Annotated in this window: 17 protein-coding genes and 1 pseudogene; 13 read left to right on the plus strand and 5 right to left on the minus strand. The window is 69.9% G+C overall.

Annotated elements, in window-relative coordinates; all coding sequences use genetic code 11:
* Positions 1-187: 187 nt before the first annotated feature.
* Positions 188-474 (plus strand): annotated as a pseudogene (locus ACZ3IC_RS19255) (aldehyde dehydrogenase family protein); the annotation flags it as partial.
* Between the two features lie 69 nt (positions 475-543).
* On the opposite strand, the gene ACZ3IC_RS19260 reads toward ACZ3IC_RS19255, so the two are convergent.
* The 3 genes from ACZ3IC_RS19260 to ACZ3IC_RS19270 form a co-directional block, all read right to left on the minus strand.
* Positions 544-759 (minus strand): hypothetical protein, encoded by a 216-nt coding sequence (locus tag ACZ3IC_RS19260; protein WP_467417646.1) that lies wholly within the window; start codon positions 757-759, stop codon positions 544-546.
* A 15-nt stretch (positions 760-774) separates the two neighbouring features.
* Positions 775-2,652: a transketolase gene (locus ACZ3IC_RS19265; protein ID WP_467417648.1), complete on the minus strand. Its 1,878-nt coding sequence runs from the start codon at positions 2,650-2,652 to the stop codon at positions 775-777.
* A gap of 193 nt (positions 2,653-2,845) precedes the next feature.
* Entirely contained in the window at positions 2,846-3,601 is a 756-nt protein-coding gene (locus ACZ3IC_RS19270) for a dienelactone hydrolase family protein (protein ID WP_467417909.1), read from the minus strand.
* A 191-nt stretch (positions 3,602-3,792) separates the two neighbouring features.
* Here ACZ3IC_RS19270 and ACZ3IC_RS19275 point away from each other — a divergent pair, with 191 nt between their 5' ends.
* The 3 genes from ACZ3IC_RS19275 (at position 3,793) to ACZ3IC_RS19285 (ending at position 6,515) form a co-directional block, all read left to right on the plus strand.
* The gene (locus ACZ3IC_RS19275) at positions 3,793-4,191 is read left to right on the plus strand and encodes a DUF6221 family protein (RefSeq protein ID WP_467417649.1); all 399 of its coding nucleotides are present in this window, start codon (positions 3,793-3,795) and stop codon (positions 4,189-4,191) included.
* Between the two features lie 219 nt (positions 4,192-4,410).
* Positions 4,411-6,129, plus strand: coding sequence for an aa3-type cytochrome oxidase subunit I (gene ctaD / locus ACZ3IC_RS19280; protein WP_467417650.1), 1,719 nt, complete (start codon positions 4,411-4,413; stop codon positions 6,127-6,129).
* The gene (locus ACZ3IC_RS19285; protein WP_467417651.1) at positions 6,126-6,515 is read left to right on the plus strand and encodes a cytochrome c oxidase subunit 4; all 390 of its coding nucleotides are present in this window, start codon (positions 6,126-6,128) and stop codon (positions 6,513-6,515) included. The genes ctaD and ACZ3IC_RS19285 overlap by 4 nt, the downstream gene beginning before the upstream one ends.
* Positions 6,516-6,524: 9 nt before the next feature.
* Here the strand turns inward: ACZ3IC_RS19285 and qcrB are convergent, their stop codons facing one another.
* Together qcrB and ACZ3IC_RS19295 are read right to left on the minus strand one after the other, a co-directional pair.
* On the minus strand, positions 6,525-8,165 hold the full coding sequence (qcrB, locus tag ACZ3IC_RS19290; RefSeq protein ID WP_467417652.1) for a cytochrome bc1 complex cytochrome b subunit: 1,641 nt from the start codon (positions 8,163-8,165) through the stop codon (positions 6,525-6,527).
* A gap of 369 nt (positions 8,166-8,534) precedes the next feature.
* Complete coding sequence (locus ACZ3IC_RS19295; protein ID WP_467417910.1) at positions 8,535-9,344, minus strand: iron-sulfur protein; 810 nt, start codon at positions 9,342-9,344, stop codon at positions 8,535-8,537.
* 209 nt (positions 9,345-9,553) lie between these two features.
* Here ACZ3IC_RS19295 and ACZ3IC_RS19300 point away from each other — a divergent pair, with 209 nt between their 5' ends.
* From ACZ3IC_RS19300 to ACZ3IC_RS19340, 9 genes are all read left to right on the plus strand, one after another.
* Complete coding sequence (locus tag ACZ3IC_RS19300) at positions 9,554-10,522, plus strand: FecCD family ABC transporter permease (RefSeq protein ID WP_467417912.1); 969 nt, start codon at positions 9,554-9,556, stop codon at positions 10,520-10,522.
* Entirely contained in the window at positions 10,519-11,580 is a 1,062-nt protein-coding gene (locus ACZ3IC_RS19305) for a FecCD family ABC transporter permease (RefSeq protein WP_467417654.1), read from the plus strand. Before ACZ3IC_RS19300 ends, ACZ3IC_RS19305 begins: the two co-directional genes overlap by 4 nt.
* A 68-nt stretch (positions 11,581-11,648) precedes the next feature.
* Complete coding sequence (locus tag ACZ3IC_RS19310) at positions 11,649-12,491, plus strand: ABC transporter ATP-binding protein (RefSeq protein ID WP_467417914.1); 843 nt, start codon at positions 11,649-11,651, stop codon at positions 12,489-12,491.
* A gap of 46 nt (positions 12,492-12,537) precedes the next feature.
* Positions 12,538-13,557, plus strand: a complete 1,020-nt coding sequence (locus tag ACZ3IC_RS19315) for an ABC transporter substrate-binding protein (RefSeq protein ID WP_467417656.1) — start codon at positions 12,538-12,540, stop codon at positions 13,555-13,557.
* Between the two features lie 83 nt (positions 13,558-13,640).
* Positions 13,641-14,831, plus strand: coding sequence for an ATP-grasp domain-containing protein (locus ACZ3IC_RS19320; RefSeq protein ID WP_467417657.1), 1,191 nt, complete (start codon positions 13,641-13,643; stop codon positions 14,829-14,831).
* An 80-nt stretch (positions 14,832-14,911) separates the two neighbouring features.
* Positions 14,912-16,621: an IucA/IucC family protein gene (locus ACZ3IC_RS19325; protein WP_467417916.1), complete on the plus strand. Its 1,710-nt coding sequence runs from the start codon at positions 14,912-14,914 to the stop codon at positions 16,619-16,621.
* Complete coding sequence (locus ACZ3IC_RS19330) at positions 16,618-17,865, plus strand: MFS transporter (RefSeq protein ID WP_467417659.1); 1,248 nt, start codon at positions 16,618-16,620, stop codon at positions 17,863-17,865. Before ACZ3IC_RS19325 ends, ACZ3IC_RS19330 begins: the two co-directional genes overlap by 4 nt.
* Complete coding sequence (locus tag ACZ3IC_RS19335) at positions 17,865-19,637, plus strand: IucA/IucC family protein (protein ID WP_467417661.1); 1,773 nt, start codon at positions 17,865-17,867, stop codon at positions 19,635-19,637. The genes ACZ3IC_RS19330 and ACZ3IC_RS19335 overlap by 1 nt, the downstream gene beginning before the upstream one ends.
* Positions 19,637-20,860 (plus strand): type III PLP-dependent enzyme, encoded by a 1,224-nt coding sequence (locus tag ACZ3IC_RS19340; RefSeq protein WP_467417663.1) that lies wholly within the window; start codon positions 19,637-19,639, stop codon positions 20,858-20,860. The genes ACZ3IC_RS19335 and ACZ3IC_RS19340 overlap by 1 nt, the downstream gene beginning before the upstream one ends.
* Position 20,861 lies beyond the last annotated feature (1 nt).

Here is a 20,861-nt window from a genome sequence, read left to right on the forward strand (position 1 = left end):
GGATCCGGCCGACGTGTCAACCTGCCGCTCATCAAACGCCTTTCACCTTGCGTGGGCGTACAGATCCTGCTGCCGGAACGACGCCATACGCGATCGGCGTTCCAGTGCATCATCAGAAGCGACGTGATCCCATCCTTCTCCAGAAGCAGATCGGTCGGCACGTCAGACCTGAGATGTACATCTCAGGTCTGGCCACCTGCTGCTGGGGTCCGGCGCCGAGGCCGGTGCGCCCCTCACCGAGGATCCCCGGGGGGACATGGTGTCCTTCACCGGCGGCCTGGCCACGGGGCGGCGCATCATGGCCGCGGCGGCCCCCACCGTGAAGAAGATCGCCCTGGAGCTCGGGGGGGAAAGAACCCGAACATCGTCTTCACCGACGCCGACTTCGACACGGCCGTCGACTTCACGCTGATGGCCGTGTTCCTTCATTCCGGCCAGGTCTGCTCGGTCGGCGCCCGGCTGCTGGTCGAGGAGGACGCGCAAGGGTGAGCCTCCGCCGGGATGGAGAGCGAGGCAGGGCAGTCCGCGCTGCGGGTTCATGGCCTATCGGGTGGCGGCGGACTTGGCGCGGCGCTGTTCGACGGTGCAGTCGATCTCCTCGTCCAGCAGGTCGGTATTGATGGCGAAGGCGGCGGCTGACGCCATGCCGACGGCGGCGATGACCTGGGCGCGCGGGTCGATGATGTCGCCGACGGCCCGGACGCCGGCGACGCTGGTGCGGCCCGTACGGTCGGTGGCGCCCCAGCCGTTGTCGCGCACCTGCGGCGGCCGTTCTCAGCGGCCGGCGAGGTCGTGGGCGGTCCGGGTGATGTGGGTGCGCGAGATGCCCGCGGCGTCGAGGAGTTCGGAGGGCGTTCCTGAGCCCGGCAGGTTGCGCACGGCGAGGTGGACGACTGCGGGGGCCAGTCGCTGTGCGGCGAGTGCGGACAGCACGGCCTCGCCCATACCGCCTTCGGGGTGGTGGTCCTCGACGACGACCAGTGCGCCGGTTTCCTGGGCGGCGCGGGCGAGCGTGTCGAGGTCCAGGGGCTTGACGGAATACAGGTCGACAACCCGGACGGGGATGTTCTCGGCGGCGAGCTGGTCGGCGGCGGCGAGGCATTCGTGGAGGGTGACGCCGGCGCCGATGAGGGTGACCTTGTCGCTGTCGCTCGCGCGCAGGGTCTTGGACCCGCCTACGGGGAAGGTTTCTTCGGGTGCGTAGAGGACGGGGTAGGCGCCCCGGGTGGTGCGAAGGTAGGAGATGCCGTCCAGGTAGGCCATTGCGGCGGTGAGCGCGGCAGCGGATGTGGCGTCGCTGGGGTAGAGCACGGTGGAGCCATGGACGGCGCGCATCATGGCGATGTCTTCCAGGCCCATCTGGGAGGGGCCGTCCGCGCCGATCTCGACACCGCAGTGGGTCCCGCACAGGCTCATGGAGATCTGGGAGACGGCCGCCATACGGATGAAGTCATGGGCTCGGGTGAGGAAGGCGGCGAAGGTGGTGGCGTAGGGGCGGTAGCCGCGTGCGGCCATACCGACCGCGCCGGCGATCATCTGCTGCTCGGCGATGTACATCTGGAAGTACCGCTCGGGGTGTGCCTTGCCGAAATCCTCCGCGTGGGTGGAGTTGCCCACCTCGGCGTCCAGGGCGACGATGTCGGACCGGGTGCCGATCGCGGCGAGCGCCTTGCCGAAGGCGACGCGGGTGGCGACGGTTTCGCCGACCTCGAAGCGCGGCAGCGTCACCTCCACGGGAGCGGTCGGGGCACTGGGGATGGCTGCGGGCGGCTGGGGGCCGCGGACGGTGAGATGGCGGACGCCGCCCAGTTCGGTGATGGCGCGTGCGGCAAGATCGCCGGGCAGCGCCTTGCCGTGCCAGCCCTCGGCGTCCGCGACCTCGAAGACGCCCTGACCCTTGACAGTCTTGGCGACGATGACGGTGGGGGCCTGCCCGTCGTCCGCGTCGGCCAGGGCTTGTTCGACGGCCACGAGGTCATGGCCGTCGACGACCAAGGCGCGGCAGCCGAATGCCTCGGCGCGGCGGGCGTAGGTGGCGGTGTCCCAGCCCAGCTCCGTGGGGCCTCTCTGGCCCAGACGGTTGACATCGATGATCGCGATGAAGTTGGCCAGCCGGTGGCGGCCGGCCTTGTCCAGGGCTTCCCACACCGACCCTTCGGTCATTTCGCTGTCACCGCACAGCACCCACACGCGGTATGCCTGGTGTTCCAGGTCCCGTCCGGCAAGCGCGATGCCGACGCCGTAGGCGATGCCCTGGCCCAGGGAGCCGGTGGCCGCGTCCACCCAGGGCAGGACCGGAGTGGGGTGGCCCTGCAGACGAGCGCCGTTGCGGCGGTAGGTGGTCATCAGTTCCTCTTCGTCGATCGCGCCGGCGGCGAGGAACATCGCGTAGAGCAAGGGGGAGGCGTGCCCCTTGGAGAAGATCAGGTGGTCGTTGGCCGGGTTCTTCGGGTTCTGCCAGTCGTAGCGCAGTCGACGTGTCATGAGGACGGCCATCAGATCCGCGGCGGACAGGCTGGAGGTGGGGTGGCCAGAGCCGACGGCGGTGCTGGCACGAACGGAGTCCACGCGCAGCTGCTGAGCCAGCTGAAAGACCTGGTCCAGGCCGCTGTCGGGCCCTAGGGAGACAGTGGGGGTGCTCTCGGCCGACATCTCGGCTTCCTCCTCTTGTCCTGCATTCCGATCCGTGCTTGTCCTACGCTCCGATCCGGGCTTGTCCCGCGCTTTGATCCGGTCGTCGACGGGCTGGTGACGCGCGGGCCGCGCGCAGAGGCCGCGTGGGGCGCCTGTGCCCTTGCCGACCGTATGTCCGTGCTGCGGTGGCCGCGATCCGAACGCGTGCCGGTCAGATGGTGCGGCTCAGGAGCGCCGTCAGTGCTGTCCAGTGGCGTTCGTCCGCTGTGCTGTCGTATGCGGCGGTGTCGGCCTGGGTGAAGCCGTGGCGCGCCCCGGTGTACACCTCGCTGTGGTGGCGCACGCCCGCTGCGGTGAGGGCCTCGTCGAGGCGGTCGATCTGCTCGGGAGGCAGCGAGGGATCCTGGTCGGCGTGGCCGAAGTACAGCTCCGCGGCGATCCGGTCCGCGAGCAGGTGCGGGCTGTCGGCAGTGTCGGTGGCCAGACGCCCGCCATGGAATCCGGCCACGGCCGCGATCCGCTCCGGGTACGTGCCGGCCGCGCGCAGGGCAAGGCCGACGCCCATGCAGTAGCCCGTGATGGCGACCTGCCCGCCCGTGGTCAGGGGACAGGCGGCCAGCCGGCTCAAGTGGGCGTCGGCGTCGCGCATAGCCAGATCGGGTGTCAGCGACTGCATCACCGGACCGAGACGCTCGAAGATCTCCGGGCGGCGGGCCGGATCGATGAGGTCGGGCAGCTCGACCACCGGCGCTCGCCCATGGCGGTAGAAAGCGTTGGGAACCAGGACGGTGTAGCCGGCTTGGGCGAGACGGTCGGCCATCCTCTTCGAGTGTGGACGGAGTCCGAATGCGTCCGTGTACACCAGGACCGCGGGGTGCGGGCTGCTGTCGTCGGGGTGGGCCAGGTAGGCGTCGGCAGTGCCGTCCTGTGTGGGGATGTCCACGGATGTTCCGCGTACGGCGGTCATGGGCGCCTCGCTTCTCTCGTCCGGGGTGTCCCTCCGCGATCCGGCGGTAGGGGTGATCACGTTGTGCACCTTATGCCGGTCCTCCTGCTCGGTATCGTCGTCCGGCAGCCTCGGTGAACGATCAGGATTTGAGCAGACAGCAGGTGCAGTTCCCGGCAGGGAGCCAAGAAGGTGAAGGATTCGAATCCCCGATGACAGAGAACTCCGACATGATCGACTTCATTCGGGCCCGCCTTGCCGAGGAAGAACAGATCGCGCAAGCGGCGGGCGGAGACAGCTGGCGGTGCCTGGCCGACGTGCCCGGCGAAGTCCACGATGGGACCGGCGGCATCGCGTTCAGCGTACGGAGTCACGGCTTCGACCAGCACATTGCTTTCCAGGACCCTGCGCGTACATGTCGCCGCATCGAGACGAGCAGGGTTCTCCTCGACGAGTACGCGGAGGTCGCCGACAAGGATACTGACCGCCCCGAGTACGACTTTCCGTCCGGCCGCGCCGTGGGGCTCGGCTTCGCCGTCCGGCAGATGGCCGCAGAACATGCCGGCCACCCCGACTACCGGGCAAAGTGGCTTCCGCGGTTCATCCATTAGCGTCCGGCGGCTGCCGTTGCCCGGTCGGCCCGACGCTCGCACCAGAACTGACGACTTGTCCGGCTCATGGCCGTCGAGCATCCGGGACGCAGCGGTCCCCTGGGACACCCGATCGGCGCACCGGTGAACTGGTGAAATTCGAGGTGTCACCGCCGGTTCTACGGGCTGTCCATGGTCGCAGGCTCCACCATCGAGTCAACAGGGAGGGACGGAGAACAGATGGCGCAGGACCTGCAGGAATCCGCGTCGGCCGAGCCGGTGGCCAACAGGCGTATCAATGCCGGTGTGAGGCTCATGGGTTGGCTGACGACCACGGACCACAAGGTCATCGGCAATCTCTACATGGTCACCGCGTTCGGGTTCTTCCTGCTGGCCGGAGTGATGGCCATGCTCATGCGAGCGGAGCTGGCCCGGCCGGGAGTTCAGATCGTCAGCGCAGAGCAGTACAACCAGTTGTTCACCATCCACGGCACCGTGATGATGCTGCTGTTCGCCACACCGATGTTCGGCGGCTTCGCAAACGCCATCATGCCGCTGCAGATCGGCGCGCCCGACGTCGCCTTTCCCCGCCTCAACGCGCTCACCTACTGGCTCTTCCTCTTCGGCGGAATCATCGTGGTGTCCGGATTCGTGGTGCCCGGCGGCGCGGCACACTTCGGTTGGTTCGCCTACGCCCCGCTGAACAATGCCGTCTTCTCGCCCGGGGCCGGCGGAGACCTCTGGACCATGGGCCTGGTGCTGTCGGGGGTCAGCACGACCCTGGCATCGGTCAATTTCATCACTACGATCGTCTGCCTGCGCGCCCCGGGTATGACCATGTTCCGCATGCCGATCTTCACCTGGAACGTTCTTTTCACCTCGATCCTCGCGCTGCTCGCGTTTCCAGTGCTTGCTGCCGCGCTGCTCGCCCTCGAAGCCGACCGGAAGTTCGGGGCGCACATCTATGACTCTGCCAACGGCGGGGCGCTGCTGTGGCAGCACATGTTCTGGTTCTTCGGCCATCCCGAGGTCTACATTGTCGCGTTGCCCTTCTTCGGAGTGGTGAGCGAGATCATTCCCGCGTTCAGCCGGAAGCCGATGTTCGGGTATTTCGGTATGGTTATGGCCACGGTCAGCATCACCATGCTCTCGGCGGTTGTCTGGGCCCATCACATGTTCGTCACCGGAGCCGTTCTCCTGCCTTTCTTCTCCGCCATGTCGTTCCTCATCGCCGTGCCCACCGGTGTCAAGTTCTTCAACTGGATCGGCACCATGTGGCACGGAAGTATCACGTTCGAGACACCCATGCTCTGGGCGATCGGCTTTCTCGTGACATTTCTTCTCGGCGGCCTCAGTGGGGTGCTGATCGCCTCGCCCCCGCTGGACTTCCACCTCACCGATTCATACTTCATCGTCGCTCACCTCCATTACGTTCTCTTCGGCACAGTGGTCTTCGCGATGTTCGGCGGCTTCTACTTCTGGTGGCCCAAGTTGACCGGACGTATGCTGGATGAACGCATCGGACGTGTCCATTTCTGGACCTTGTTCATCGGATTTCAGCTGACCTTCCTGGTCCAGCACTGGCTGGGGGAGGCAGGAATGCCCCGGCGTTACGCCGACTATCTCGCGGCGGACGGCTTTACCGTGCTCAATACGATCTCATCCGTCGGCTCATTTTTGCTCGGCCTGTCGACGCTGCCGTTCCTGTACAACGTGTGGCACACCAGCCGTTACGCGCCGAAGGTCGAGGGGAACGACCCGTGGGGGTTCGGCCGTTCCCTGGAGTGGGCGACCTCCTGTCCACCCCCGAGGCACAACTTCCGGGCGCTGCCCCGCGTACGTTCCGACTCGCCAGCCTTCGACCTGAACCATCCCCTGACGCCGGAGAAGGAGAAGCCGGGCCTCGGCCGAGGCGGGCCCCTCTTCACTTCGGGCACTGAAGAGGAGTCGGGCGAATGAAGACCGAGGCCATTCTCTTCGCCGTAGTCGCGGGGTTCTTTCTCGTGACGGATGTTCTCTACGCCGTGTGGTCCCGTGATCCGGCAGGCACGGCGGCTCTCACCGTCTCGTTCCTCATGGCGTGGCTGGTCACATTCTTCTTCGCCACCAACTACCGGAGGAAGGGACTGCGCCCCGAGGACCGCGAGGACGGAGACATTCATGAGCGGTTCGGTCCGGTGGACTTCTTTCCTCCGCGCAGTGTCTGGCCGTCGCTGACAGCCACGGGGGCGGCCCTGCTCGCTCTCGGTGTGGTGTTCGGTCTGTGGCTCTTTCTGATCGGGCTGGGCGTGGTCCTGGCGGGGGTGTTCGGAATGGTCTTCCAGTACGCACGTGCGCAGGCCTGAGGGCGGTTCTCAGTCCTCGCGCTCGCGGACCGGCACCGGCGGCACCGTCCGCTCCGCGATCCGGGACCGTTGCTCGTCCGTGGCCGGCATTTCCACGAGGTCCTCGTAGTACCAGCCGCTCAGTACGGTCCGAAGCCGTCGCAGACGCGAGATAGAGCCCTCCGCCGGGAGCTCCAGGGGCGTCGGGACATCACGCATCAGGATGCGGTAGCGGGCTGTCGGGCTCAGGCCGCGGCGGCTCTCCAAGAGGTCGCCGTTCATCGCCTGAGTCACCTGACCGGTCTCCTCGCCCTCGGTCAGCCGGTCGCGGTCCCGCATCTGAAGGGCGAGGCAGAGGCGTTTGGTCAGCGCGAAGGCCAGGAGGGGGGCGGCAATCAGCGCGATTCTGAGGATCCAGGTCGTGGCCTCGACCGAAATCCTGAACGAGAAGGCGACGACGTCGTTGCCGCCGGCGACCAGGAGAACGGCGTAGAAGACGATGGCCGCCACACCGAGCCCCGTACGGGTCGGCCGGTTGCGCGGCCGGTCGCACAGATGGTGCTCCCCTCGGTCGCCCGTCACCCACTTCTCGAAGAAGGGGTAGAGGAACAGGACCGTGAAGACCACGCCTGGCAGCACGACCGCCGGAATGAACACATTCCACATGATGGTGTGGCCCGCGATAATGGTCTCCCATGGCGGCATCAGCCGTAGCGCGCCCTCCAGGAACCCGACATACCAGTCCGGCTGCGCGTTACCGGAAACCTGGTCGGCGCGGTAGGGGCCGTATTTCCATACGGGGTTGATCTGGGCAAGGGCGCCCAGCAATGTCAGTACACCGAACACCATGAGGAGGAAACCTGTGGTCTTCGCGGTGAAGTGAGGGAATGCCGGTGAGCCGACGGCGTTCTTGTTGGTCTTCCCCTGCCCCGCCCAATGGGTGTGTTTGAGATAGACCACCAGGATGAGATGAACGGTGATCAGCGCCACGATCAGGCCAGGCACGAGCAGGATATGCACGGCGTACAGACGGGGCATCACGGAATGGCCCGGGAACTGTCCTCCGAAGACGAACATCTCCAGGTACGTTCCGACGACGGGGATCGATCCCATGATGGTGGCCGCCGTCCTCAGGCCCGTACCGGACAGCAGGTCGTCGGGCAGCGAGTAACCCGCGAATCCTTCGAGGAGCGCGAGTACGAACAGTGTCACGCCCACGATCCAGTTGGCCTCCCGCGGTTTGCGGAAGGCGCCGGTGAAGAAGATCCGCAGCAGATGGACGGCGATCGCGGCGACGAACACCAGAGCCGCCCAGTGGTGGACCTGCCGCATCAGCAGGCCTCCACGCACGGCGAAGCTGATGTCGAGGGTGGTGGTGTAGGCCTGCGTCATCCTCTCGCCGTGAAGGGGCACATAGGAACCGGTGTAGACACTCTCCGTCATGCTCGGGTCGAAGAACAGCGTGAGGTAGACACCCGTGAGGAGCAGGACCACAAAGGAGTAAAGGACGATCTCGCCGAGGAGAAAGGACCAGTGGTCGGGAAAGGCCTTGCGCAGCAACTGTCCGGCCAGCTCGCTCACAGGCAGGCGCCCATCCACCGCGCCGTATCCACTCACTGCCGCCCGCCCGGCCTGGGCCTGCGGCTGCGCCTTACGTCTCCGCAGGGGCATGCGCCACTCTCCCGTCGATCTCCCTTCCGACACCCATCCCTTATTGTCCCGATTCGCCCCTTTACGGGTAACGCATTACTCGAAGGGACTACGCAGAATCACGGCATCGACACCTGATCGGCCGACCTGGCCCTGACGTTCCGGGGCCGCGCCGGTGCGTCAGGGCCCACCTGCGAGCGATGTACGGGGCCCCACAGCGGGGCCCCACAGTCGGCCGCGCCCGCGACGCCACCTGCAGCGGCGCGCGAATTCCGCACCGACCACCGGAATCGAGGTCCCCTTCCTGATGGCGTACAAGTAGGGCAGCTTCCACTACCTGCTCATCGTGGCGGACCGGGTCTGACCACTCGTCGACGCAGCCGCACAACACTACGCGGCCGTGAGCCGTTCGAGCCGCTCCTCGTCGCATGTCCGGGGGCAGGTCAGACACGGCGCTTCCGGACGGATCGTGTAGTAGAGGCAGCAGCCGAGCCGGGTGCGGGTCGGATGCGTCCGGCCGGCGCTGTCGCGCAGGCGGCGGAAATCCGCGCCGCCGGGGAACGGCGCGACCGGCCCGGGGAGCAGTTCGGTCGCGGCGCGGACCGACCGGTCCTCCTGGTCGAGCATGCGGCCGAGGTACCAGATCCCGGAGACGAGGTCGTCACCGACCATGCCCCACATCACCCGTGGCCCGCGGCGCAGTTGGGGCGCGAGAGCGGCGAGCAGGGGACGCATGTGCCCGACGACGACGGTCCGCAGTTCGGCGCGCAGCGCCTCCTCGTCGGGGACGATGCGGACCTCGGGGAACGTGGCGGCGGGGTCGTCGGGGAGGCAGCTGAAGCCGCCGGGCAAGACGGCGAAGTCTCCCGTCCCGAGGTCGATGCGCACATCCCGCAGGCCGATGTGCGGCACCCGTCGCTCCAGGTACCAGGCGCCGCTCATCAGCAGGGCCACCGACCAGACGTAGTGGTGCAGGGCCCTTGAGGCTGCGACGTCCCGCCGCGGGGTGTGACCGTGTGCGGACGCGATACGGGCAGCCTCCGCGTCGACGAAGGCGTCGAGCGTTTCGGGGTCGGCCGCCAGGCGCGTGCCATCGGTCCATCCGCCGGCAGAACTCGCCTCGGTCGCGACGTCCGCCTGCAGTGCCGGGCAAATCCGTACCAGACGTCGACAGGTGTCGGCGAGCGAGTCGGAGCACATCACGGCGGGCACCCTTCAGCACGTTCGAGTCCAAGGCAAGCCTCACCTTAGTGGCATGCGTGAAGCCCTTGATCAAGAAGTGCTCCGTGTCACAGTAGGTGCACAGCCGGTTGACAAATTTAGGTACACCTAACCTAATCTGCACTTTCGTGTCCACGAACCAGCCAGGCGTCCTCGCAGAGGGCCCTGCTTCCACAACCGCCAAGCGGATCCCGTTATTTGCCGTCGGGATCGCCGCGCTGGCGCTGTGCGCCGCACTGAGCCTCGCCCTGGGAGCCCGGCCGGTGCCGCTGTCCACCGTCGTCGACGCCCTGTTCGGCGACGCCGTCGGCGCGGATGCCGTCGCGGTCACCGGACTGCGCCTCCCCCGCACCGTCATCGGACTCGCGGTCGGCGCCGCACTGGGAGTGGCCGGGGCGGTCGCCCAGGGCATCACCCGCAACCCGCTCGCCTCACCGACGACCCTCGGCATCAACGCGGGCGCGGGCTTCGCCGTGGTCGTCGCGATCTACGCGTTCCATCTCACCCAGCCCGTCGAGTACATGTGGTTCGCCTTCGCCGGAGCGGCGGCCGCGGCGCTGTTCGCCCAGGCCCTCGCCCGGCGCGGCGGCGACATCGACCCCGTACGGCTCGCGCTCGGCGGCACCGTGCTTCAACTGGTCCTGCTGTCCTGGACCGCGGCGCTGATGCTGGCCAGTCAGCGAACGCTGGACGAGGCCCGGTTCTGGCTGGCCGGTTCGATGGCCGGGCGCTCCCTCGATGTGCTGTGGCCGGTGCTGCCGACGCTGGTGATCGGCCTGGTGCTCGCGCTGGCCATCTCCCCGGCGCTCAACGCCCTCGCGATCGGCGATGATTCGGCCCAGTCCCTCGGCGTGCCGGTGGCCCGTATCCGTCTGGCCGGCGGCATCGCCGTGATCCTGCTCGCCGGTTCGGCGGTCGCCGTGGTCGGGCCGGTCGCTTTCATCGGACTCGCCGCCCCCCATCTGGTGCGCACGCTGCTCGGCTCCGACCACCGGGTGCTCGTGCCCGGCTGCCTGATCGCCGGTCCGCTGCTGCTGCTCGCCGCTGATGTCCTCGGACGGGTCGTCATCCGTCCCTCGGAACTGCAGGTCGGCATCGTCAGCGCCTTCCTCGGCGCCCCGCTGCTGGCGCTGCTCGCCCGGAAGGAGGCGCGGTGACCGACACCCTGCGGACCCCGCCGTCCGCCCCTGCCAAGCCCCTGGGCACGCCCGACCGGCTGCGCCGGCGCACCGCTCTGCTCTGCGGCGGCGCGGTTGCCGTCCTGCTCGTGCTCGCCACCGTCTCGCTCACCTCCAGCGACATCCCGATGTCCGTCTCCGTCGCGCTGCGCGCCCTCGTCGGACTGGGCGACGCAGGTGATGTGCTCGTGGTCCAGGAGTTCCTGGCGCCCCGGGTGGCCGCGGCACTCGTCGCCGGAGCGGGGCTCAGTGTCGCGGGCTCCCTGCTGCAGCGGCTGTTCCGCAACCCGCTCGCTTCCCCCGACGTCATGGGCATCACCGGCGGCGCCTCCTTCGGAGCCGTGTCGCTGCTGGCCGCCGGGGCCTCGCAGCTGCTCATCCCGCTCGGCGCGCTGGTCGGCGGACTGTTCGCCGCCCTGCTCCTCGGGGTGTTCGCCTGGCGCTCCGTACTGGGCGTCACCCGGCTGGTGCTGGTCGGCCTCGCCGTGCAGGCCGGCCTCGCAGCAGCGGTGAACTTCATGGTCGTACGCTTCCCCGCCGAGCTCGCCAGCTCGGCATTGCAGTGGACCACCGGCTCTCTCTACGGCCGGACCTGGACCGAGGTGTGGGCCGCCGCGGGCGCCATGCTACTGGTCCTCGCCGTCGCCTTCTGTCTGCACCGCCGGCTGGCCGTGCTCGACCTCGGCGACGAATCGGCGGGCGCGCTCGGCATGAACACCTCCACCGCCCGCCTCCAACTCCTCGTCACCGCCGTCGCACTGGCCTCCCTGGCCGCCGCGATCAGCGGCCCGGTCGGCTTCGTCGCCCTCGCCGTACCGCACGTGGTGCGCTTCCTCGCGGGCCCGCCGACCCCCGGAACCCTGGCGCTCACCGGCCTGGCCGGCGCTGTGCTGCTGCTCGCCTCCGACCTGGTGGTCCAGCACCTGCTGCCGGTGGAGGGGCTACCGGTCGGGGCGGTCACCGCCACGCTGGGCGCCCCCTTCCTGCTGGTGCTGATGATCCGCCAGGGACGGCCCGTCAACAGGAGCTCCATATGACCACTCAGCAGATCCCGCAGCAGGCGGACATGAAGCAGACCTCGCAGCCTGCGGAGACGAAGGCGCCGATGCAGCAGGCAGAGCCCGGCCGGCCGAACCAGCCGAACGAGCTGTCCACCCACGGCCTCGGCCTGCGCTACGGCGACCGGACCATCATCGACGGCCTCGATCTGGTGATCCCCGGCGGCGCCGTCACCGCCATCGTCGGCCCCAACGCCTGTGGCAAGTCAACCCTGTTGCGCGGCCTGACCCGGCTGCTCGCGCCCGTCGGCGGCACCGTCACCCTGGACGGCGCCGACATCCACGGCATGTCCGCCCGCTCGCTCGCCCTGCGGATGGGCCTGCTGCCCCAGCAGCCGGTCACCCCCGAGGCGATCACCGTCGAGGCGCTCGTACGGCTCGGCCGCTACCCGCACCAGCGGCTGCTCAGCCCCTGGTCCCCCGCGGACCAGGCCGCCGTGCATGCTGCATTGGAGCGCACCGGCACCGCGTCCCTGCGCGATCAGCCGGTGGACCGGCTCTCCGGCGGTCAGCGGCAGCGCGTGTGGATCGCCCTGGCACTGGCCCAGGACACCGATCTGCTGTTGCTCGACGAGCCCACGACCTTCCTTGATCTACGGCACCAGCTCGATGTTCTCGACCTGGTCGCCGCGTTGCACTCCGAGGCCGGCCGTACCGTCGTGATGGTGCTGCACGACCTCGGACAGGCCGCCCGCTACGCAGACCACCTGGTGGTCCTCAAAGACGGGCAGCTCGCCGCGGCCGGGCCACCGGCCGAGGTGCTCGACGCCGACCTGGTCAAGACCGTGTTCGACGTGGACTGCCGGGTGATCCCCGACCCGGAGACCGGCACCCCGCTGGTCATTCCGCGGGGCAGCGCCGCGCGGCACGCCAGTGCCCGGGCCGCCTGACCCCGTCCGGCCCCATCCCCTGCCCCGCGAGAAAGAGAACCCTCCTATGTCCTCCAGAACGATCCTGCGCGGATTCGGCCGTCTCGGCACCGCCCTCCTCGCCGCCGCCATCGGCGCCACCGCCCTCACCGCCTGCGGCAGCGACAAGCCCGCGGACGGCGCGAAGAAGAAGCCCGCGGCCGGCGAGAGCGCCGCGTTCCCGCGCACCATCGAGCACGCGATGGGCAGCACCGAGATCCCGGCCAAGCCCGAGCGGGTCGTCGTGCTCGACACCGGCGAGCTGGACAATGTCACGATGCTCGGCATCAAGCCGGTCGGCGCGGTCTCCCCGCACTTCAAGACCGTGGGCGGCTTCCCGGAGTACCTCAAGAACAAGACCGAGGGCGTCACGGACGTCGGCCCGCTGCTGGAGCCGAACCTCGTGAAGATCGCCTCCCTCAAGCCGGACCTCATCCTCTCCTCCAAGGTCCGCCACGAGAAGGTCTACGACAAGCTCAACGCCATCGCCCCAACGGTCTTCACTGAGACCACGGGCGGCCCCTGGAAGCAGAACCTGGCGGTACACGCCGAGGCCCTGGGCATGGAGAAGGAGGCCGCCGACGCGCTGAAGAGCTACGAGGCCCAGGCCAAGGCGCTCGGCGAGGCCATCAAGAAGAAGTATGACGGCAAGATGCCCACCGCCTCGGTCGTCCGCTTCGTCGCCGGACCGACCCGCCTCTACCAGAAGTCCGCATACAGCGGCATCGTCCTGAACGACATCGGCCTGGGGCGCCCGGAGTCCCAGTCCTCCGAGGACCCGGAGGTCACGATGATGGACGTCAGCCCGGAGGAGATCGACAAGGCCGACGCCGACCTGATCTTCGTCACCCTCGCCGACGCCCCCGACAAGACCAAGCAGAAGGACGTCACGTCCAACCCCGTCTGGAAGGGCCTGACCGCCGTCAAGAACGACAAGGTCTACACCGTCCCGGACGAGACCTGGATGTCCGGCATCGGCGTCCAGGCGGCCGGGCACATGCTCGCCGACGTGGCCAAGGCCACCGGCGTCGAGCTCCCCAAGCAGTAGTCCAGCCGTCGGGGCGGGCCGCCGCCAGGCCCGCCCCGCCCCGCATCGCCATCCCCCACCCCGGTCCGGAAGGGGTTCCGCCCATGAGGATGTACCTGCTCGCTCTCAACCCGACCGATTCGGTCTCCGAGGGCTTCCTCCCCGCCGCCCGCCGTCTCGGCCTCGACGTCACCGTGCTCACCGACCAACCCGAGCTTCACCGGCGCCGTCACCCGGACCTCGAGATCCTGCCGTGCGACGTACGCAACTACCGCGCCGTCATCACCCGGATCGCGACCCACCACCGGGCGGACGCGATCTTCACGAACAGCGACCACCTGCAGACCCAGACCGCCCTGGCCGCCGCGTACTTCGGCCTCCCCGCCAAGAACTGGCAGGCCGCGCTGCGCTCCAAGGACAAGGCCGAGATGCGCAGGCACCTCGCCGCCACCGGCGCGGACACCGTGTGGTCCGCCGAACTCGCCCCGGGGCAGGACCCCGCACAGCTGCTCGCGCGCCCGGTGCCCCACCCCTGCGTCGTCAAACCCCGCGAGGGCGTGGCCAGCGAGGACGTGGTGCTCGCCGGCACGGCCGACGAACTCGTGCTGCGCTGCAAGGAGATCCAGGAACGCCGCCCGGACGCCGCGCTGGTCGTCGAGGAGTACCTCACCGGCGAGCTGCACACCCTGGAGACCCTCGGCGACGGCCAGGTGTGCCATGTGCTGGGCGGCTTCCGCACCGAGCTCTCCCCGCCCCCGTACTTCATCGAGAAGCGTCACACCTACGTCCCCGCCCACCCCGAACCCGTCGTCGCCCAGGTGCTCGCTCAGCTCGACGCGCTCGGCGTCGGATTCGGCGCCTGCCACACCGAGTTCGTGGTCCACGAGGGCCGCGCCCGGATCATCGAGGTCAACTACCGGGTCATCGGCGACCAGTGCGACCTGATGCTCCAGCAGATCCTTGGCATCCCGCTGTTCGAGCACATCCTCCGGACGCATCTGGGCGAGCCGCTCCCCGCGGAGCTCGGTGCGCGTAGCGACGGCAGGGCCCGCATCGACCATCTGCGCGCCGAACGCGCCGGGACGCTCATCGCGGCCCCCGCTGCCGCCGAACTGACTGTCGACGGCGTCCATCTGACGTACCGTCCGCTGCGTGCGGTCGGCGAGCGCCACGAGCTGTACCACACCAACCGCGACTACATCGGAGTGCTCCGGGCGACAGGGACCGACCAGGACACTGTGGACCGGGTCGTGGCGGCCCACCTCGCCGCACAGCACTGGGAGTTCACCCCGTGACCACGACCACCGCCCACCTCGCCACCGCCGCTCACGTCGACGCCGACGAGTCCGAATTGCTGCTGCGCGTGCTCAGCGCGATGCTGCGCGAAGACGTCGTCGGCCTGCGGACCCGCAGCACCCCCGTACAGCGGCCGGACGGCCGGTGGCTGCGGCTGGCCGGCGACGGGGACGCCGTGCTGCTCCCGGTCACCGACGACGGCTTCCAGTGCGCGGACGCCGCCCGGCTGCCGCTGCTGCTCCGGGAGTCCGACGGCGCCGCACTGGCCACGGTCGACGAGGTCGTCGGCGCGCTGCGGGCGCTCGCCGAGCCCATTGACCGCGGCGGCTTCGACGACTTCTTCGAGGAATGCCTGCAGACCCTCGCCACCATGCGGCTGCACACCCGGACGCACGACGAGGTCATTGACGCCCTCACCGCCCGCCACGGCACAGCGGCCGCCGACTGGACCGGTCTGGCCGGCCAACTCGCCCACGACACCCTCGCCGCCCGCCTCGATCACCCGGTCTATCCGACCGCACGCGGCCGTTCCGGCCTCGACGAGCCCCAACTACGTGCCTACGCCCCCGAGTTCCATCCATGTTTCGCGCTGCGCTGGCTCGCCGTGCCCCGGGAGGACCTCACCCTGCCGGGCGGCCCCGGGACGCTGCCCGACTCCTGGCCCACCCCCGCGGCAGTCGGCCTGCCCGAGCTCGACCACAGCCATCTCACGCTCCCCGTCCACCCGCTCACCCTCGGCACGCCGCTGCGCGAAGCCCTGCGCGAGACCGGCCTGGAGGGCCGGGCCGTCCTGTCCGGCCGCCCGTACCTCGATGTCGTCCCGACCCTGTCGATGCGGACGGTCGCCCTCGCCGACAACCCCGGCCTCCACATCAAGGTGCCGCTCGCCACCGCCTCGCTCGGACTGCGCAACCGCCGCACCATCAAGCCCCGCACACTCGCGAACGGCGCCGCGGGCCAGCGCCTGATCGAGAGCGTGATCGCCCGCGAGGAACGCTTCCAGGACACGGTCCTGCACGCCGACGAGAGCAGCTACGCCCACGCCGGCCATGAGCTCCTCGCCGTCCTCTGCCGCCGCTACCCGGCCGGACTCGACGCGTCCGCCGTCGTTCCGATGGCCGCACTGCTGAGCGAGGCGCCCGACGGGCGGCTCGTCATCGACCACCTCGCCGACCGGTTCTACGGCGGCGACCCGCTCGCCCTGCTCGACGCCTGCCTCACCCTCCTCTTCGACTGGCAGACCACGCTCTTCGGCTACGGCATCGCGCTGGAGTCCCACCAGCAGAACATCTCGCTCGTGCTGGACCGCGATGCTGCGGACGGCACCCGGCTGCGGCTGCTGCTGAAGGACAACGACGGGCCCCGCATCCGCCACGTCCGGCTGCGTGAGACGCTCGGCGCCGACGCCCCCGCGCCGTCCGACTTCACCGACCCGCGGATCCTGGCCGACGACGACCGGGCGCTCACCGACCTGTTCACCACGATCACCGTGCATCTGTGCGCCGGCGCATACGCCTTCGGACTCGCCCGGCACGGCCGCGCCCCGCTCGACACGCTGCTGCGGCTCGTGCGCGACCGACTCGCCGAGGCGGTCGAACGGCTCGGCGCCGGTCCTGGCGAGCCCGGGGCCATGCTGCGCGCCCATGTGCTGGACGCGCCGAGCCTCCCGGTCAAGGCGATGGTCAGCGCAGGCACCCTGCTCAGCAAGGAGCGCTCGGGCGCCGCCGACATCAACAAGCACTACACCGACGGCCCCAACTACCTGCTACGGGCTGGTGAGACACGATGAGTTCACCGGCACGGGCACCGGTTCCGGCTCCGGCCGCCGCGGACGACGCCCCGGCCGCCCCCTCCCTGGGCCGCCGCCAGGTGCACGCCGTCGCGGGCTGCTACTTCGTCGCGTCCTTCGCCGCCCTCGGCCTGCCCCCGTATCTCACCGAGATCCTGCCCGGGCTGGACGACTCGACCGCCCAGTCGGCCGGTCTGCTGTATGTCGTCCCCACCGTCTTCGGCGGGCTCGGCGCTCCCCTGTGGGGGCGGCTCGCCGACCGCTACGGCCGCAAGCGGCTGCTGCTGCGCGCCCAGCTGGGCCTCGCGCTCGCCTTTCTGCTCGCCGGCTGGGCCGACTCGCTCGCGACGTTCACCGCCGCACTGATCCTCCAGGGCATCCTCGGTGGCACCTTCGCAGCGTCCAACGCCTACCTGGGCGCCGCGCTCGAAGGCCCCGCCTTGTCCCGGGCCCTCACCCTGATGCAGGGCAGTGCACGAGCCGCCCTCGTCCTCGCACCCATCGTCGTCGGCGCGCTGACGCCCTGGCTCTCGCCGCACCGCCAGTACGCGCTGCTCGCCGTACTGCCGCTCGGCGCCGCCCTGATGCTCGCCGCGCTGCCGGAACCCCCCACCGCGAAGCCGGACTTCGCACGCAGACCGGCCGGCGACAGCCAGGCCGCCGCGCCTGCGGTCACCTCCCTGCGCACCCGCTATGCCCTCGAGTTCGCCTTCGTCTTCTCCACCGTCATCTCCTTCCCGTATCTGATCTCCCTCGTGGAGCAGCGGATACCGGGCACCACCCCGCTGATGTCCGGCGTGCTCTTCGCACTGCCGCATCTCTGCTACCTGGTGGCCGCGCTCGCCGTGCACTCCGCCTTCCGCAGCCGTCCCCGGCTCGGGATCGCGCTCGGCTTCGGCTGCATCGCGCTCGGCCTCGCCGCGCACGAGGTCGCCGGTTCGCTCCCCGCCTTCGTCGGCGCCCGGCTGCTGCTCGGCGCCGGACTCACCCTCGGGCTCGTCTGCCTGTCCCTGCTCTCCGCAGCCTGCGCCAAGGGCCGTGCGCCCGGCCGCATGTTCGGCTCGCTCGAGTTCTTCTCCAAGGCCGGCGCCGTCGCCGCCGGCCTGGCCGCCGCGGCCGGCAACAGCTGGTTCGGCCCCGGCGCGCCCCTACTGACCGGATCCGCCGCCGCGCTGATCGCCGCGTTCCTGGTCGCCCTCCCTGCACTGATCCGCCGTACGCCCCGTCCTCGCTGGAGCCGTTGATGAACCTGCCGACCGGCACCGCCCCGCAGCATACGTCCGCCCCGCCGTCCGTACCGCGCGAACTGCCCACCGCCGAGGAGGCCGTGGCCCACACCCTCCTCAACTGCCTGCTCCGCGAGGTGTCGGGCCGCGAGCACCAGACCGCCGTCGCCGACGGCCACCTGCTGCTGCGGCTCCCGCGCCGGGGCGTCCTCCTGCGGATCGCACTGCGCCGCACCTCCCTGTTCGGCGCCCACCGGTTCACCGGGCCGGTGACCGAGCAGCGCGACGGCGCCTGGACCGAGGTCGGCTGGCGTCTGCTCGCCGAGTATGTGCACGCCGAGCTCTCGCTGCGCACCGGTGTCGGCAACGAGGAGTTCCTGGAGCAGATCGCCTCCAGCCACCAGGGTGTCTCCGCCGCGCTCGCGGCCGGTGAGCGCCGGGCGGCCGTCGGCCTTTCGTACCTCGCCTCCGAGCAGTCCCTCCTTCTCGGCCACCGCTTCCACCCCGCCCCCAAGGCCCGCGGCGGCGACGCGGACTCCTGGTCCGCCTACGCCCCCGAGGCCGCGGCCGTCTTCCCGCTGCGCCACCTCGCCGTGCGCGAGGAGCTGGTCGTCGAGGAGACCGTTGATCCGAGCGCAGCCGCTCCGCTGGACCGGCTCCGCGCCGACGTCCCCGACGGCTACCGCCTTCTGCCCGCGCACCCCTGGCAGTACGAGCTGCTGCACGAGCACCCCGCACTGCTCGAGGCACTGGAACGTGGCGACATCGTCGACCTCGGCGAAGGCGACACACCGTTCGCCGCCACCGCCTCCGTCCGCACGCTGTACGACGGCGAGACCTTCCTGAAGTTCAGCCTGAACATTCGGATCACCAACTGCCTGCGCAAGAACGCCAGTTACGAGCTGTCCGGCGCAGTCGCCCTGACCCGCCTCCTCCAGCCCGCCCTGGCCGACCTCGCGGACCGCTTCCCCGGCAGCGCCATGCTCCGCGAGCCCGCCTACCGCAGCCTCGCCGTCCCCGGCCCCGACGGCGCACCGGACCTCGCCCTGCTCGAAGGCTTCGGCGTGATCGTCCGCGAGGGCCTCGCCCAGCGGCAACTGCCCGACACCACCGCACTGCTCGCCGCAGCCGTCGCCGACGAGTACCCGACCGGGCCCGGCCATATCTCCCGCCTCCTCGACGGCATCGGCCCCCAGGCCGCCCTGGACTGGTGGCAGGCATACCTCGGACTACTCCTACCGCCCGTCCTGGCCGCCTACTTCGACCACGGTCTGGTCCTCGAACCCCATCTGCAGAACGTCATGGTCTGCGTCGACGGCGACGGCATGCCCGCCCAGATCCTCTTCCGCGACCTGGAGGGCACCAAGCTCGTCCCCGAGCACCACGCCGACACGCTCGCCGCCCTGCCACCCGAGATCGCGCGCCCCATGACGTACGACGCGGAGCGCGGCTGGGACCGAGTCGTCTACTGCCTGCTGGTCAACCACGCCGCCGAGCTGCTCGCCGCCCTGGCCGACCTGCACCCGCAGACCGAGCCCGCCCTGTGGGCCGCGGTCCGGGCCACGATCCAGGACTACGCCGACCGCAACGGCTGCCCGCCCCGGCTCGCCGCCCTGCTCGCGGGAGTGCCGCTGCCCGCCAAGGCCAATCTGCTCACCCGCTGGGAACGCAAGGCCGACCGCGAGGCCGGCTACGTCTGCCTTCCCTCACCGCTCGCCGCGGACGTCCTGTCCGGCGCGATCGGCGCCGACGACCACGCGACTGACGCCGACAACCCCTGGAACGCCTGATGACCCTCCCCACCCGCCCGGTGCGCGACCACGTCCTCTCCCTGCCGTCCGCCGAACTGCCCACCTATGTCTACGACATCGCCGCGCTGCGCGAACACGCCGCCGCCGTCCGGGCAGCCCTGCCCGAACGCGTCGAGCTGTACTACGCGGCCAAGGCCAACCCGGACCGCGAGATCCTGGCCGCCCTCGCCCCGTACGTGGACGGCTACGAGGTCTCCTCCGGCGGCGAGATCGCCCATGTCCACCAGGCCGTCCCCGGCCGGCCGCTGGCGTTCGGCGGCCCCGGCAAGACGCCCGCGGAAATCACGGCCGCGCTGGAACTCGGCGTACGCCGCTTCCATGTGGAGAGCGGCTACGATCTGCGCATGCTGGCCGAACTGGCCGCGCGGACCGCCCCGGACGCGCAGATCGCTGTGCTGCTCCGCTTCAATCTGCCGCTGCCGGACGCCCTGCTGGAGAACAGCTCGCTCGCGATGGGCGGTCGCCCGACACCGTTCGGTCTCGACCCCTCGGAGGCCGACGACGCCGTGCGGCAGCTCACCGACGGCACCTGCCCCCAGCTGGAGCTGCGCGGTGTCCACGCCCACCTCGCCAGCGGCCTGGAGGCGGACGAGCAACTGGCAGTGGCCGATTCCATCGTGCGCTGGGCGACCGGCCTGGCCGACCGGCACGGCGTCCGGTTCGCCGAGGTGAACGTCGGCGGCGGCATGACCGTGGACTACGCCGAGCCAGTCCGCCGCTTCGACTGGGCCTCGTACGGCAAGGGACTCGGCGAACTCACCGACACCCACCCCGACCTGACACTCCGCATCGAACCGGGCCGCGCTCTCACCGCGTACTGCGGCTGGTACGCCACCGAGGTGCTGGACGTGAAGCACAGCCAGGGCGAGGAGTTCGCGGTCGTCCGCGGCGGCACCCACCATCTGCGCACCCCCGCGACCAAGGGCCACGACCAGCCCTGTTCCGTGCTGCCGGTGGACGGCTGGCCGCACCCCTGGCCGCGGTCGGTGGCCCGCCAGGACCGGGTCACCCTCACCGGCCAGCTGTGCACCCCCAAGGACGTCCTGGCCCGAAAGGTTCCGACGGCAGGGCTGCGCGCGGGCGACCGGGTTGCCTTCTCCGTCGCCGGCGCATACGCCTGGAACATCTCGCACCACGACTTCCTGATGCACCCCCGGCCGGGCTTCCACTACCTGGACGATCCGGACGGGAGGCAGGACTGAC

The organism is Streptomyces sp. NPDC002958 (assembly GCF_055563255.1).